This window comes from Ideonella sp. (genome assembly GCF_036277275.1).
Classification (GTDB): Bacteria; Pseudomonadota; Gammaproteobacteria; order Burkholderiales; family Burkholderiaceae_C; genus Ideonella.
In genome coordinates this window covers 19779-33485 of sequence record NZ_DASUNH010000149.1, presented here as the reverse complement: position 1 = coordinate 33485, position 13707 = coordinate 19779, and the positions used below count along the sequence as shown (strand labels likewise).

At 66.7% G+C, this 13707-nt stretch carries 12 protein-coding genes and 3 pseudogenes; 10 read left to right on the top strand and 5 right to left on the bottom strand.

What is annotated here, in order from left to right:
* A pseudogene (locus VFY73_RS25960) lies at nt 1-868 on the bottom strand (hypothetical protein); the annotation flags it as partial.
* A gap of 368 nt (nt 869-1236) precedes the next feature.
* On the opposite strand from VFY73_RS25960, the gene VFY73_RS25955 reads away from it, so the two are divergent.
* Nucleotides 1237-2301, top strand: coding sequence for a hypothetical protein (locus VFY73_RS25955; RefSeq protein WP_329724342.1), 1065 nt, complete (start codon nt 1237-1239; stop codon nt 2299-2301).
* A 58-nt stretch (nt 2302-2359) separates the two neighbouring features.
* Nucleotides 2360-2542, top strand: a pseudogene (locus VFY73_RS25950) (glutathione S-transferase family protein); the annotation flags it as partial.
* 6 nt (nt 2543-2548) lie between these two features.
* Here the strand turns inward: VFY73_RS25950 and VFY73_RS25945 are convergent.
* Both VFY73_RS25945 and VFY73_RS25940 read right to left on the bottom strand, forming a co-directional pair.
* The gene (locus VFY73_RS25945; RefSeq protein ID WP_329724340.1) at nt 2549-3532 is read right to left on the bottom strand and encodes a hypothetical protein; all 984 of its coding nucleotides are present in this window, start codon (nt 3530-3532) and stop codon (nt 2549-2551) included.
* 273 nt (nt 3533-3805) lie between these two features.
* Nucleotides 3806-3931 carry a hypothetical protein gene (locus tag VFY73_RS25940; protein WP_329724338.1) on the bottom strand — a complete coding sequence of 42 codons (126 nt, stop codon included), beginning with the start codon at nt 3929-3931 and terminating at the stop codon, nt 3806-3808.
* Nucleotides 3932-4102: 171 nt separating this feature from the next.
* On the opposite strand from VFY73_RS25940, the gene VFY73_RS25935 reads away from it, so the two are divergent.
* The 6 genes and pseudogenes from VFY73_RS25935 to VFY73_RS25910 all read left to right on the top strand — a co-directional run bounded on the left by VFY73_RS25935 (nt 4103) and on the right by VFY73_RS25910 (nt 10873).
* A complete protein-coding gene (locus VFY73_RS25935; protein ID WP_329724336.1) occupies nt 4103-6469 on the top strand; it encodes a S8 family peptidase in 2367 nt (788 codons plus the stop codon).
* A 268-nt stretch (nt 6470-6737) separates the two neighbouring features.
* Nucleotides 6738-6917, top strand: a pseudogene (locus tag VFY73_RS25930) (dihydrodipicolinate synthase family protein); the annotation flags it as partial.
* Between the two features lie 194 nt (nt 6918-7111).
* Nucleotides 7112-7714: a dihydrodipicolinate synthase family protein gene (locus VFY73_RS25925; RefSeq protein WP_329724334.1), complete on the top strand. Its 603-nt coding sequence runs from the start codon at nt 7112-7114 to the stop codon at nt 7712-7714.
* A gap of 223 nt (nt 7715-7937) precedes the next feature.
* Nucleotides 7938-8708 (top strand): hypothetical protein, encoded by a 771-nt coding sequence (locus tag VFY73_RS25920; RefSeq protein WP_329724332.1) that lies wholly within the window; start codon nt 7938-7940, stop codon nt 8706-8708.
* A 197-nt stretch (nt 8709-8905) separates the two neighbouring features.
* On the top strand, nt 8906-10240 hold the full coding sequence (locus VFY73_RS25915; protein ID WP_329724330.1) for a delta-60 repeat domain-containing protein: 1335 nt from the start codon (nt 8906-8908) through the stop codon (nt 10238-10240).
* A 3-nt stretch (nt 10241-10243) separates the two neighbouring features.
* Nucleotides 10244-10873 (top strand): DJ-1/PfpI family protein, encoded by a 630-nt coding sequence (locus VFY73_RS25910; protein ID WP_329724328.1) that lies wholly within the window; start codon nt 10244-10246, stop codon nt 10871-10873.
* Between the two features lie 15 nt (nt 10874-10888).
* Here the strand turns inward: VFY73_RS25910 and VFY73_RS25905 are convergent, their stop codons facing one another.
* Nucleotides 10889-11398: a hypothetical protein gene (locus VFY73_RS25905; RefSeq protein WP_329724326.1), complete on the bottom strand. Its 510-nt coding sequence runs from the start codon at nt 11396-11398 to the stop codon at nt 10889-10891.
* A gap of 199 nt (nt 11399-11597) precedes the next feature.
* Nucleotides 11598-12572 carry a hypothetical protein gene (locus VFY73_RS25900; RefSeq protein WP_329724324.1) on the bottom strand — a complete coding sequence of 325 codons (975 nt, stop codon included), beginning with the start codon at nt 12570-12572 and terminating at the stop codon, nt 11598-11600.
* 208 nt (nt 12573-12780) lie between these two features.
* Between VFY73_RS25900 and VFY73_RS25895 the strand changes: the two genes are divergently transcribed.
* Nucleotides 12781-13002 carry a DUF1737 domain-containing protein gene (locus VFY73_RS25895; protein WP_414654533.1) on the top strand — a complete coding sequence of 74 codons (222 nt, stop codon included), beginning with the start codon at nt 12781-12783 and terminating at the stop codon, nt 13000-13002.
* A gap of 33 nt (nt 13003-13035) precedes the next feature.
* On the top strand, nt 13036-13587 hold the full coding sequence (locus tag VFY73_RS25890) for an isochorismatase family protein (RefSeq protein WP_329724320.1): 552 nt from the start codon (nt 13036-13038) through the stop codon (nt 13585-13587).
* Nucleotides 13588-13707: the final 120 nt, after the last annotated feature.

The following is a 13707-nucleotide window of genomic DNA, read 5'->3' as shown; positions in this document are numbered from 1 at the left end:
CGACGTCGTCGAGATCCAGCACGCGGTACATCGCGTTCGTACCAGCCACGCGCGCACCGGCCTCCAGCAGCAGCCGGGTGCAGGCCGGGCGGTCCAGCGAGTGGTAGAGCGACTCGCCATCGTTGGGGTCGGCTCCGGCGTCGAGCAGCAACTTCGTCAGTTCGGGGTCGAGGTTCTGCCCGGCAGCGCCGTACAGCGCCGAGAGCCGGTGCTCCTCTGAAGGCGCGGCCACCGACGCTGGCGGCCAGCGGCTGCCGACAGACTGATCGGGCGAGGCGCCCGCCTCGATCAGCAACTTCGCGCAGGCGTGCAGCCGCTCACGAAAAGCCGGCAGCTTCATGAGACCGGAATGCGTGACAGCCACGAGTGGCGGCAGGCGCAGCGGGCCGCCCGCGCGATGAACCCACGCCGGGTCCCGCGCCGTGGCCTGGTGCAGCACTGCTTCGCCGCCGGTCGCGCAGGCCAGGTAGGGGTCGTCGCCCGGCAGGGCGGGGTTGTCATCGAGCAGGTGCAAGGCCACCGCCGGCCTGGCGCCGTTCATGCCGCCGGTGATGTCCCCCGCGTACACATGGCACAGCCAATGGAGGACCGCCCGGGCCGGGTCATCGGCCTGAGCGCGGCGAGCGAGCACAACGCCTTGCAGGTCGGCCCACGACGCGAAACCATACTCGCGCGCAATGCACGATTGGGCATCGTGCAGCCGCAGGCCCAGGCCCGCAATGGCGGCGTCGCGAAGGCTCGCGGCCGCCGGCAAGGATTCGCGGAACCGGCGCAGGGCCGTGGGGTTGTCGTTGCGGCAAAGAGCCAGCAGCTCCTTGGCCTGTTTCTTCAGGTGGCCGATGTCGGCTCGGGCGGGCAAGCGCTTCATGAAAACCTCCGTGCATCAGACGCCGATGTCCCGCAAATTCGGCTGCACAAAAGGCTGTGGACAGAGCACATGAAGGCAAGTGGGTTCAACCCTTCCCGCGGGACCGGGTGCGCCTTGCAACGCGGCTCGATATTAATCGATGCTGCAAGACCGACCGCACGCGATCGACTTGAATTCGGACGACGGCAGCCTGGGCGAATCGGTCGCGCCCGTCGCGCCGGTGTTCCAGGCCCACGGCTTCACCTGGGGCAAGGCGTTCAACGACCCGATGCACTTCGAGGTGAACCGCTTCGTGCCCGAGCCTGGGTCGTTGAAGTTCAACGCTGCGGCGAAGTTAGACTCGGCGGGGTCTACACACGGAAACCGCCATGTCATCACTCTTGTCTCGCGGGCTCGCCGCGCTGGGCCTGTCACTGGCTTTGGCCGCCCAAGCTGCGCTGCCGACCTACCGCGTCGATTTCGTGGATCTGCCCACCGCAGATCAATGGCTCAAGTACGACTTGCCGTTGTCGCTGAACGACCGCGGCGAGGTGCTGATCCTGCGGCCTTACTGGCAGCGCTCGACGTATGTGGTGTGGGTGCCCGAGACGGGCGCCTTGCACGAGTGGCATTCCCGGCTGGAAGGCACGTCTGTCCACGCGTTCAACGCGGCGGGGCAGGTCGGTGGCCAGCTCTCGGACGGGGCAGCTTTCGTCGGCGACCGGAACGGCGGCGTCCAGCGGCTCGATGCCTTGAGCCCAGGGCGGCCCAGCGATGTCAACCGCTTGAACAACCAGGGCGTGGCCACGGGGGCCGGTGGCGTGGCCGACGACGAGTGGCACGCGTTCATCTGGAACGCTGACGACGGCATGACCGATCTGCACCCTGCCGAGGCTTTGCGGAGCGGCGGATTGGATGTCAATCGCCATGGCCGGGTGGCTGGCTACGTGGCCGGCGCCGACGGCAAGCGGCACGCGGTCGTGCTGGCGCGCGACGCGGCGCCGCAGTATCTGGGCTGCCTGCCCGTGTCAGGCCAACGGCAACAGGCCAAGGTCGCCTCGAAGTGCCGCAGCGAAGCCATCGCGCTCAACGATGGCGGGCAGGTGATCGGCAACATGAATTCGTTCGAAACGAGCCGCGCCTTCGTCTGGTCGAGCGACCAGGGCATGCGCGAGATCAAGGCCACCCATGGCGGGCGGGCGTTCGTCATCGACATCAACAACGCAGGCCAGGTGGTCGGCCGCCAGTGGCAAGACGGGCAGTCCGAGCAGGCCCTGTACTGGGATGCGGCCCATGGCACGCACGAACTGTGGAGCCTCGTGGCGGCCGACGACCCGCTGCGCAACGGCTTCACCAGCTTCTTTCCGACCGCCATCAACCAGCGCGGCCAGATCCTCGGTCATGGGATAGGGCCGGCCGGCTCCGGCAGCGTCTTGCTGACACCCGTGCGCTGACCTTGTGGCCCGTCGAATCAGCCCCGCAGGCGGTGATCCTGCCAAGAGGAGCCTGCCGATGACCATCGTCATCACAGCCTTCGAGCGATCGCCCAATGGTGGCAAAGGGCTGGCGCGTGATACGCGCGCTCGCTGGGCAACTGACGAGGCGGGCCTCCTTACGAGGTTCGCCTCGGGTCGTTCCGTGCGATGGAGGAGCCGGCGCACCTGGGGCGGCCAGATCCCGACCTGCGAAGAAGGTGGCCAGCTACCGATCGGGCAATGACGCTTCGGCCTTCAGCCCCAGGTAGTCCGCGATGAAGCGAATCGCGCCGGTGAACTTGAGTTGCTCGAAACGGAACTTGCCGCGGTCCATGATGGCCGGGCCCAGCATCGAAGAGAAGCGTTCGACGATGCCGGGTGCTGCCGAGGGATCGAACAGCCAGAACCGGTCGATCACGCTGTCCGATATGGTGCTGATCGACCAGAACGCCTTGAAGAACTGGTCCGACGGTGGCAGCGAATAGCCGATGACGAAGACGTTCTCGGCCGTGGCCAGCGCGCCGCTGGCGTTACGCCAGACGGATTGAAGCTGCTCCTGGTACCAGCCCTTGTTCCAGGTGGGCGGGACGATGATCGGCTCCGGGTGCAGCGATTCGCCCCACTTTTCGGATCCGAAGAGCAGTTCCATCGTGTCGATCGGGCGCTCGGCGGCCCGGTCCAGCCCCAGCCTGTCCCAATAGGTCTTGGCGGGCAGTGGTTTCACCGGGGCCGCGTGGATGGACGAGGTGGCCGAGTCGCGGAACCAATTCAATGAGCCATGGACCTTGTAGTGGGGAATGGCGCCTGGAGCGGTCCGGGTGACGCGCAGGCCGTAGTCCACTGGCATGGATTGAAGCGCCAGTGCGTAGTCCAGGCAGAGGTCGTAGTTGAAGTTGATGACCGCAACCGGGGCGTACTCCTTGATTCGCTGCATCTCGGCCAGGAGTTCGGCGAAGGCGGTGTACGGATATGGCGCCAGGACCTGGTCGTCCGCACCGGTGATCGGGTAGAGCAGGCACTGCTCCAGTGTCCTCATGATGAGGTAGCGCAGGCTCTTGGGCAGTTGCTGGACCAGGCCCGGCTCCATGTTCGACAGCCTGCCGATCAGGCTCGCCATCTCGTAGGTGGCGAACAGGTTCTCGATGTTGTCGAGATCGATCGTCGATTTGACGTAGGCGTGCTGCAGCTTTCGCCGTGCCTCAAGGCTCAACTCGAAGTAGGGCCTGCTAACACTACGGAGCCCCGATGCGTTGCCACCAGAACAGCCGAGCGCAAGGCGCAAAACGAAGCCGGGGTGCGGCCCCGGCGAGGCTTTGCAACGCCGCGGTCGGCTGTTCTGGTGGCAACCCTTAGGGAACGGGTCTTCCAGGGCGCATGGCGGCGTTGCCCACCTTGCCCAGGCACCAGCCTGGGCGGCGGCGGGCGCCTTGCCCTGCATCCCTGGAAGGCCCGTTCGCACGGGGCTGCGTAGTGTTAACAGGCCCTAGTTTTGAGCCCAGGCCGCTTCGCCCCGTCGCAGCACCTTGGCCGCCAGTTCCACGAAGTCGAACATCAGGGGCCCGCCCGCCGCCCGGGAGGCGCCGGCACCAAGCACGAACACAGTCTTCACAGCTTCCTCCAGGCGAAGAAGGTCGCAGGACCACGAAGCCCTGGGCATTGTCGTTTCGCTGCGGTGCACGGCATCAGCAGGCTTGAGGACGGGCGCTGCTGCCGGAGATTGTGGACACCGCGTTCGGTCACCTAGACTGGTCGCCGCAGACCAACAACTTGAGGTGAGGCGATGGCAAAGCGTTCGCTGCCGGCCAAGACCGGGCGTGCTCAAGGCACCAGGCGCATCCGCGCTCGTTCCGACGAGTCTTCGACGCCGGCTGCCGATGGGCTTGAGTCGCTGGTCGTCTATGTCCACGGCATAGGTCGTCACGCGCCGCCTGACCAGCTCAAGATCGAATGGGATCTGGCGCTGTTCGGCAAGGACTTGGGGCCCAGAAGCCGCATGGCCTATTGGTCCGATCTGTTGCACCCGGCGTCGAAGGCAAGGGCCGCCAAGCGGCGAAAGGCCGGTTCGCCCAACGAAATCGACCTGGGGGCGCTGCTGGACGATGCCGGCCTGCCGGAGGGCAACCAGGAAGCCCAGGACTACGCGCTCTCGATGTTGCGGGTGTACGGGGTGGACGTCGACCCCAGCTCCCCCGGTGCGCGCAAGAAGGTGCTGCCGCTGCCTGGCTTCTTGCGCCGGCCGGTCAGCCGCGCATTTCTCGAAACCTTCATCGCCGACACGGCGGCGTACTTCTTCCGCAAGGGCATGCGCGAGCGCATTCGCGACCGGCTGGTTGAGCAACTGAAGCTGCCGCCGGGCCAGCATGTCACGGTCGTCGCTCACAGCCAGGGCTCGGTCGTGGCCTACGAGGTGCTTTCGGCCATGACGCCGAAGCAGCTGACGCTCGATGCCTTGGTCACGATCGGCTCGCCGCTGGGCATTCGCGAGGTGCAGGACTTTCTGGAACCCGGTTCGATGACCGTCCCGGCGGTCGTCACGCGCTGGGCCAACTTCGCCGACTTGCTGGACCCTGTCGCGCTCGACAAAGGACTGGCCGGCGATTTCGCGCTGGTGTCGCCGGAGCAGGCCCCGATCCAGGACGAACTGATCGTCAACTCGGCCACACGCCGCCTGGTGGGCTTCAACCCCCACTCTGCCGTGGGCTATCTGGCCCATCCGAAGGTCCGCCGCTTGGTGGCTGAATCGATGCGCATGGATGTCGTCGGTCGCTTCGTGGTGGCCCGCGATGTCGCCGAGCTGTTGGCCCTGGAAGACGAAGTCCGGCAACCGGTGCTGATCGAGGCGCTCGAGCCGGGGTACAGGGCGGTCGACGAGAGTGACGCCCAGATGGAGAAGATCGAGACGGACGAGCGCGCGGCGTTGCGCGTGGCCGCCCATGGCGCTGCGCCGCCTTTGCGGCTGGAGCACCGGATCGAACGGCTGGCCGAGCGGCTGCGCGAGACGGTCGTCAGTGACGTCGAGGCAGCCCAGATCGACCCGTTGCGCCGCTTCGTGGCCGCCAAGCTGACCGCGAGCGAGGTGCGCAAGATCGGTCTTCTGCACCGTGACTTGCGTGTCTATGCGGTGTGGCGCAGTTCGCGCAAGAGCAAGCACACGTGGCGGTCGATGCGGCCGATCAAGGCGGATGCCGCGTTGACCAGCTTCGGTGCGACGGGGCAAGACATCACCTGGGCCGTTCTGGACACCGGGATCCAGGCCAATCACCCGCACTTCAAGGGCGTGATCAAGGAGGTGTGGGACTGCACGAAGACAGGGGCGCCGGTGCCCATCCCGCCGGCTCAGGCGCGCGACAGGGATGGGCACGGCACGCATGTGGCGGGCATCATCGCCGGGCGGCGCAACGACCAGGCGGGCGACGAACGTGGCGTGGCACCGGCGGCCAGACTGGTGGTCTACAAGGTGCTGCAGGACAACGGCGAAGGCGAGGACGCGTGGATCATCAAGGCGCTCGATCACATCGCCGCGCAGAACGAGCAGATCACCGACGGGCTCGCCATCCACGGCGTGAACCTCAGCCTCGGCGGCCCCTTCGACAACACCGTGTACGGCTGCGGCTTTTCGCCGCTGTGTGCCGAGCTGCGGCGCCTGTGGCGGGCGGGGGTGCTGGTGGTCGTCTCCTCCGGCAATGAAGGGACGATGCAGGTGAGCACGCCGGACGGCGAATGCGAAATCAACTCGGTGATGTCGATCGGTGACCCGGCCAACCTGGAGGAGTGCATCGCCGTCGGGTCCGTCCATGCGGACAAGCCGCATTTGTTCGGGATCTCGTCGTTCTCGTCGCGCGGGCCGACGGCCGACGGCCGGACCAAGCCGGACGTGGTGGCGCCGGGCGAGCGCATCAGCTCCTGCAATGCCGCGTTCCGGGCCGGCGACCCGGATTCCCTGTACCGCGAAGAGAGCGGCACCAGCATGGCGGCTCCGCATGTTTCTGGTCTTCTGGCGGCCTTCCTTTCGGTGCGGCGAGAGTTCCGCGGGCGCCCGGATGAGGTCAAGCGCGTGTTGCTCGACGCCTGCACCGACCTGCACCGTGATCGCTACCACCAGGGCCACGGGATGCCGAACCTGATGCAGATGTTGCTGGCTGTTTGATCGGGCAATGGCCGCGGCCGAGGTCTCAGGCCGGGGGCGTCGGTTTTCCCCCTACACTTGCACGATGCGTTTCGGCCCCACATTCAGCGCCCACCCCGACGACATCGTCGGGTTTGGCGTGGCCACGCTCAAATCGAAAAAACAAGAGCTCGTCTGACCGGAGCTTTCGTTCCGTCGTCGGATGAGCGACGGGACACCCCAAGGGCTGCTTGTCTGTGGCCCGTGCATCCCCCGCTGAATCTGTCGACGGTTTTCCATCGGTCGAACCATGGAGATTCCGATGCAGGATTTCGCCGGCATTTGGGTGCCGCTCATCACCCCTTTCATCAACGGCGCCGTCGACCACGACGGGCTGAAGCGCCTGATGGCGCACCTGGGCAACCAGGGCATCGCCGGCGTCGTCGTGTGCGGCAGCACCGGCGAAGCGGCATCGCTCGATGAGGCCGAACAACTGGCCGTGCTGCACACCGTCATCGAAGCCCGGGGCGGGCTGCGGGTGATGATGGGCATATCGGGCGTCACGCCGGCTCGTGTGGCGAGGCGCTTGCAAGCGCTGGCGGGCCTGCCGCTGGCCGGCTTTCTGGTGCCGCCGCCTAATGCGTCAAGCCGTCGCAACAAGGCATCATCGATTTCTACCAGGCGGTGGCCGACGTGTCACCGCACCCCGTGGTGCTCTACGACATCCCCGGCCGCACGGGGGTTCGCATCGAGACGGACACCATGCTTCGTCTCGCGGCCCACCCGCGAATCCGCGCCGTCAAGGACTGCGGCGGCGACCTGGAGCACACCCAGGCGGTGATCGACGATGGTCGTCTGCAGGTGCTGTGCGGCGACGATTCGCGCATCTTCGTGAACCTGTGCCAGGGCGCGGTGGGCGCCATCGCGGCCTCGGCCCACCTGCGGCCCGATCTCCTCACCGGCTTGCATCGCCTGGTGCACGAAGGCGAGCTGCACGCGGCGCGCCGTTTGTGGAAAGCACTCTGGCCACTGACGCGCGCGCTGTTCGAGGAGCCCAACCCGGGCCCCGTCAAGTCAGCTGCGGCGCGGCTCTTGGACCTGCGCGACGAGCTGCGTGCGCCGATGACCACCGCTTCCGCGAGCCTCGCAGGGCGCATCCAGGAGTTGCTGGGTGCCATCGGCGCCGCATGGCCGGGCTTGCCGCCGGAACCCACAGGGCAATGCGTCGTGGGGGAATGCCGTGATCCTCGCGAAGGATCTTCAGCGCAGGTACGCCTTCGCCAATGAAGCGACCTGCCGTGCGCTCGATCGGCCCGCGGCAGAGGCGATGCCGACGGACCATCCCTCCATGGGGACCGCGGCGTCGATCGCCCTGCGGGTTGGCCCGCATGTTTGCCCTCGGGGCGCGGAGCATGTACCTTTCGCGGCTCGTGCAGTCACGGCGGCACCCAGTCATCCCGCTGCGAGGCTTCGCCCGGACAAAGCACGTTGACTCTCGGGAGACGTCGACATGGGCTTCAAGTTTCCAGCTGTCGCCAGGGCCTTGGCGGCCGTCGCATTGGGTGGTCTTTGCGCGTCGGCATGGGCCGACTCGACGCAGGTCAAGATCACCAACCATCGCGCGGCGGCGATCTATGTCAGCTTCAGCAATGCCGCTCAGGGGGCCGGCACGATCAGCTGGGGGCCGGGCTGCCTGAAGACGGGGGCCACCGCCAAGGCTTCGTATGCACGGGTCAAGCCCGGCGCGACCTGTGTGGCCACCGTGGCGAGCACGAACGGTTCGTCGCGATTCTGTGCGGCCGCCGCGAGCCCACCCGCCAACTGCTGGGAGGCGCAGGCCCATCATCAAACGATGGTCGAGACGAATTTCGAGCCGGCCAGCGCCCCGGGCTGCTTTGGCGGCGGCTCCTGCGTCTGGTACGACGTCAGCGTGATCCCCTCGACCTGCACCGATGAGGCGTGGCGCACGAACCAGTGCCAAGGGCAGGGCGGGGCGTCTTACAACCTGCCGGTGTCACTGTCTTGCGAGGGGAGCCCGCCGATGCCGACCTACACCTGCCGCGGGCCGAAGACGACGAAGTACGGCTCGGCCATGTACCCCAGCAATTGCGGCAACCCGTATGCGACCTGCGCCGTGGGAACCTACCCGAACGGCCAACCGTGCGTGGACGGCGTCGCCGCCTACTTCTTCCCGATGTTCACGCCGCCCGAGAACGCCTACCAGCCCAACGCGGTGTGCATTGCGCGGACGCTGGCGATCGATTTCCTGTCGGGCAAGTGAGCAAGAAAGCGGAAGAGGCGAAGGGCGGCGGCCTCGTCTCGCCCGAGACCGGGCCGCGCGGTGCGACCGGGTGACATGAGCCGGCGTGCCGCCCCGGGGCATTCAACATTTGGTGCCCGGCGCGGCACTCACTGCAAGAGGCCGGCGATCGACTGTCGGTCTGCCTGGATTGGAGTGGAGTGGACCGGAGTGAGGCCATGAACAAGCGCTTCGCAGCCGCAGCCGCCCTGGTGTGTGGGGTGGGGGTGCCAATCGCCCAGTCGGCAGACGGCGACCTCGACCTGACATTCAGCCGCGACGGCAAGAAACTGACCGACATCGCCAAGAGCACCGATCTCGCCCGGGCGGTGGCGCTGCAAACCGACGGCAAGATCGTGGCGGTCGGCCAGACCTACGTGAACAACGACTATTCGAGCGAGGACTTCGCCGTGGCGCGCTACACCGCCAACGGCAAACTCGACGCCACGTTCGGCGTGAAGGGCCGGGTGACGACGGACTTCCCGGGCCTGGCGGCGGTGCCTTCGGCGGTCGTCGTGCAGCCGGACGGCAAGATCCTGGTCGCCGGTGGCGCATTCTCGCTGTTCGTGTTTGCCGGCAACTTCGAGTTGGCGCGCTACAACCCCGATGGGTCGCTCGATGCCGGCTTTGGCAATGGTGGCATCGTGACGACGAATTTCGGCCACGGCAGCTACGCCTTTTCACTGGCCTTGCAGCCCGACGGCAAGATCGTTGCGGCGGGCACCTCGTTCGTCGATTTCTCCAGCGACGATTCTTCCGACACCGACTTTGCGCTGGCGCGCTACCACCCGGACGGAATGCTGGACGAAACGTTTGGCACCGGGGGCCGGGTCACGACCGACTTCGACGGTTTCAACGACGATGCGTTCGCTGTCCTTGTCCAGCCGGACGGCAGGATCGTCGCCGTCGGTTCGGCCAAGAACCCGGTCAACTTCTACGACTTCGCCCTGGCGCGCTACCTGCCCAACGGCGCGATCGACACCACCTTCGGCACGGCTGGCAAAGTGCGCACCGATGCCGGCGGCCACAACTTCGACCGGGCGCGCGCCGCCGCGTTGCAGCCCGACGGCAAGATCGTCGCCGCCGGGTTCGGCAGCTCGCCGTTCGGCGCGCAGAAGTTCGCCATCGCGCGCTACGGCTCGAATGGCGTGCTCGATCCATCGTTCAGTGGCGATGGCAGGGCGCAGGTCGATTTCGGCAGTTGCTGCCAGTACGCCAACAGCGTGCTCGTGCAAGGTGACGGCAAGATCGTCGTGGTCGGCATCGCCGACACCGAATCGTCGGATTCCGACTTCCTGCTCGCGCGGTTGAACCCGAAAGGCTCGCTCGACTCGACCTTCGGCGCTGGCGGCAAGGTGCGCACCTCGTTCGGCGACTTGAACGGCGGGGCCTTTGGCGCCACGCTGCAACCCGACGGCAAGATCGTCGCCGTGGGCTTTCAGGCAACGAACACCGACCGGTGGACCGAGTTCGCGCTGGCGCGCTACCTGGCGCAGGGTCAGCGTGCGCCGTAGACTTTGCTGGCGCTCGACCTGCTGAAGCCTTCCATGCGCCGGAAATTCGCCGTCCTTCTCTATCCGGGGTGCATCTTTTTCGAAGTGGCCCTGGCCGCCGAGACGCTGGCGAAATCGCTGGAGCCGTGGTTCTTGACGCCCGACGGTGAAGACCATCCAAGCTCGATGGGCGGCGTGATCCGGGCGTCAGGCTCGTATGACGATCTATCGGGCCTTGACGTCGCCGCGGTGTTGATCCCCGGCGGCGACCCTGGATCGATCATTCCGCCGGGCAGGGCGACCGCCGCCTTGCGTGCCGCATGCGACCGTGGCGCGGTCATGGCAGGCATCTGCGCGGGCGGCCTGGTGATGGCCAGCGCCGGCTTGCTCAAGGGCGTGAGGGCGACGCACAACTACACGGCGGAGTTCACCTCCGCCGAGGTCGTGGCCTTCATCGCGCCGCACTGGGACGGCGTGGTTCATGAGCGCAGCGACGTCGTGGTCGACGGACGGTTCATCACTGCGATGCCATGGGCCTACGCCAAGTTTGCCGCCGCCGTGGCGCAGTCGGTGGGCCTCATGAACGAGGCCGAAGCCGCATCCTTTGTCTCCTACCATCGCGATGGACGGCTTGGACGTGCTGCGTCGGCCTGAATCACCATGCGCGGATCACTGGTGGAGTGACACCATGTGGGCCTGCGGCGGGTTGGGCCCCGCCGTCGAAATGCTGATGACCACGTAGTAGGCGTTGGCGGCAAAGTTCAATCCCGGCACCGCCACCGACGCGTTGGCGACGACGGCCGACGCCGGGCCGGTCACGGTCGCGACCATTCCAGCGATGCCCGTCGCCTTGCTCTTCGCGTACAGCGTGGCGGTCACACGGCCGCCGGCAGCGTCCAGGTACTGCAGCGTCAGGGCGTTCCAGGTGGGCACCACGCTGACGAACGAGTCCAGCACATTGCAGGTGTAGCGCACGATGCCGGCGTTCGGGTTGTTGGCCCGGATGTAGCCGTTGGGGACGACGAACTGCACGAGATTGAGCGCGGCCAGGTTCGACGGCGTGCACGCCGTGGCCACATGCTGCCAATCGTCGGCGAACTGGGCGCGGGCGGTGCCTGCTGCCAGCGTCGCCGCCAGCGACAGCGTGCCCAGCATCAGGAAGCGGAATCGGCTTCTCATGATCGATCTCCTTGAGGTGACGTATTGCGCCGGGCGACGACCGCAGCCTCGGCATCTATAACGACGCACTGGCAGGGTCGAATCCGGACATGTCGAACCAGGGCTTGGGCCTGACGCCCCGTCTTCCACCGGCGCAAAGAAGAAAGCGCCGGCGGCCATGGCTGGCCTGCCGGCGCTTCACACCCTCGGGTGGTGTCGATCAGGGGCTGGTGTTGAACGTGATCTTGGTGACGTTCTTGGTCACGCTCACGCCGTAGTTGCAGGCCGGTGCGCTGGTGGACTTGAATGTGTTCCAGGTCGTCGGCGTGGTCTCGACGCCATTCAGGTCATAGACGTGGATGTTCGAGAAGGTGATGCTGCCGTTGGCGGGGTAGTGGCTGCAGCGGTCGACGCCGTAGGCTTCTTTCGCGCCGCCGAAGTACCAGTCGAAGGCCTGGCCGTAGGACTCGGTCAGGAAGGTCGTCGATTGGCCGGTGGTCCTGTCCACGCTCTTGAGCGTCCACTTGCTGCAGACACCGTTGGCGCAGTTGCTGCCGATCATCGAACCCTTGATCTTGTCGCCAGTGTTCACCACGATGGTCGAACCATGCCAGGTCTTGCCGCTCTTGCAGCAGTTCCAGTTCGTCATCGTCCACCGCGAATCGCCGAAGCCGTTCCACGCCAGCACCGGCTGCAGGATCGTCTGCACGGCGGTGCCGTCTTCCAGCCCGGGGAAGTAGTACAGCACTTGCCCGCTCTTCGTGGTCGGGCCACTGGGAACGCCGAAGGTGGCGACCATCTTCTTGGCCGGCGGCGTGACGTTGGCGTTCGAGTTGCTGCTGGCGATCCAGCCATCGAACGTGGGCGCCGGGGCGTCGGGGTCGATGCGCTCGACCGCGCCGTCACGCGCCACATAACGAGGATGCGTGCAGGCGGAAGCCTTGCTGGCCACACTGCCGTCGCGGCGAACGACGTCGCCGCTGGCGGCCAGGCGCTCATCGTCGTTGACCTTCACGACACACGAGGGGTGGAACAGCCCGTTGGGCGTGACGACGTAGTCCAGCGGCACGCCGTGCGGACGCGTCGACTCGCTCAGGTCGCCCACCTTGGTCAGCGCAGAGGTACCTGCAGCGGCAGGGCCGGCGAAGGCGGTTGCGACCAGCATGGCAGCAAGGAATTGGCGGCTCAGGTTCATGAAGTCTCCTTGGGGGATGAAGGGACATGCAACGCCGGGGTGTCCGGCGCGGGGATCGTAGGGCGGCGGGCATGCGCCCTGCACCCCCAAGATCGAATCAGAGCGACAACTCGGTAACCAGGCGTTAGGCGACCGATCCGGTGCGCACCGATGCACACTAGGGCCTGCTAACACCTAGCGCCCTCGCTCACCACCGCACATGACCACGATGGAACCGACGTTGCCGCCTGAAGGCCTGCCTGCCTACCGCCTGCTCACCGGCCCCGACGATGCGACGTTTTGCCGCCGCGTCAGCGAGGCCATCGCGATGGGCTACAAGCTGTATGGCTCGCCGGCGGCCACCTTCGACGGCACGAGTGTCATCGTCGCGCAGGCGATCATCTGGCCGTCGATCGAGGCGTCGGTCGCCCGGTCGTCCGCGGGTGCGTGACGATTCGTCCACTGGCTTTTACACGAGGCTTTCATGACCCAAACCGCTCTTCTCGTGATCGACCTTCAGCGCGGCGCCTTCGACGGCGTGCGCTGCCCACCTGTCGACTCGGCCGAAGGCCTGATCGACAACGCCGCACGGTTGGTGCGCGCGGCCCGTGCGGGCGGCACGCCGATCGTGTTCATCCAGCACTGCGAAGATGGACAAGTGTTCGAGATGGGCACGCCGCACTGGGAGCTGCACGAGGCGCTGGCACCTCGACACGACGACCGGTTCGTGGCCAAGCGCGAGTCGAGCGCCTTCGATGGCGACACCAAGCTGTCGGAGATGCTCGAAGAGCTGCAGGCCAGGCAATTGGTCTTGTGCGGATTGCAGAGTGAGTTCTGCGTCAGCAACACCGCCCGGTCGGCCCTGGCACGCGGGTTCGACGTGGTCGTGGCACACGACGCCCACGGCACCTGGCCTTCGGACGGCCAGACCGCCAGCGCAATTGCCGGGAAGGCCAACGCCGACCTGAGCCGCGCGGGTGCCCAACTGCGCTCGACCGAGCAGCTCGAACGCACCTTGCGCGACGGGCAAGCCTGAGCGCCGAGCCCGCCTCGGCGGCGGGCACCGTGTCCGCGTGTCGTCCGAGCCGTAACTGCAGGCAACAGGCCCAGCGATTGGCCCGCGCTGCCGAACAAATCCGCTGCTGACTCGTCATCT

Bases quoted from the DNA above. Each gene is read 5' to 3' on its own strand.
- VFY73_RS25955 (WP_329724342.1), top strand. From the start codon at position 1,237: ATGTCATCACTCTTGTCTCGCGGGCTCGCCGCGCTGGGCCTGTCACTG.
- VFY73_RS25935 (WP_329724336.1), top strand. From the start codon at position 4,103: ATGGCAAAGCGTTCGCTGCCGGCCAAGACCGGGCGTGCTCAAGGCACC.
- VFY73_RS25920 (WP_329724332.1), top strand. From the start codon at position 7,938: ATGGGCTTCAAGTTTCCAGCTGTCGCCAGGGCCTTGGCGGCCGTCGCA.
- VFY73_RS25915 (WP_329724330.1), top strand. From the start codon at position 8,906: ATGAACAAGCGCTTCGCAGCCGCAGCCGCCCTGGTGTGTGGGGTGGGG.
- VFY73_RS25905 (WP_329724326.1), bottom strand. From the start codon at position 11,398: ATGAGAAGCCGATTCCGCTTCCTGATGCTGGGCACGCTGTCGCTGGCG.
- VFY73_RS25900 (WP_329724324.1), bottom strand. From the start codon at position 12,572: ATGAACCTGAGCCGCCAATTCCTTGCTGCCATGCTGGTCGCAACCGCC.
- VFY73_RS25895 (WP_414654533.1), top strand. From the start codon at position 12,781: ATGGAACCGACGTTGCCGCCTGAAGGCCTGCCTGCCTACCGCCTGCTC.
- VFY73_RS25890 (WP_329724320.1), top strand. From the start codon at position 13,036: ATGACCCAAACCGCTCTTCTCGTGATCGACCTTCAGCGCGGCGCCTTC.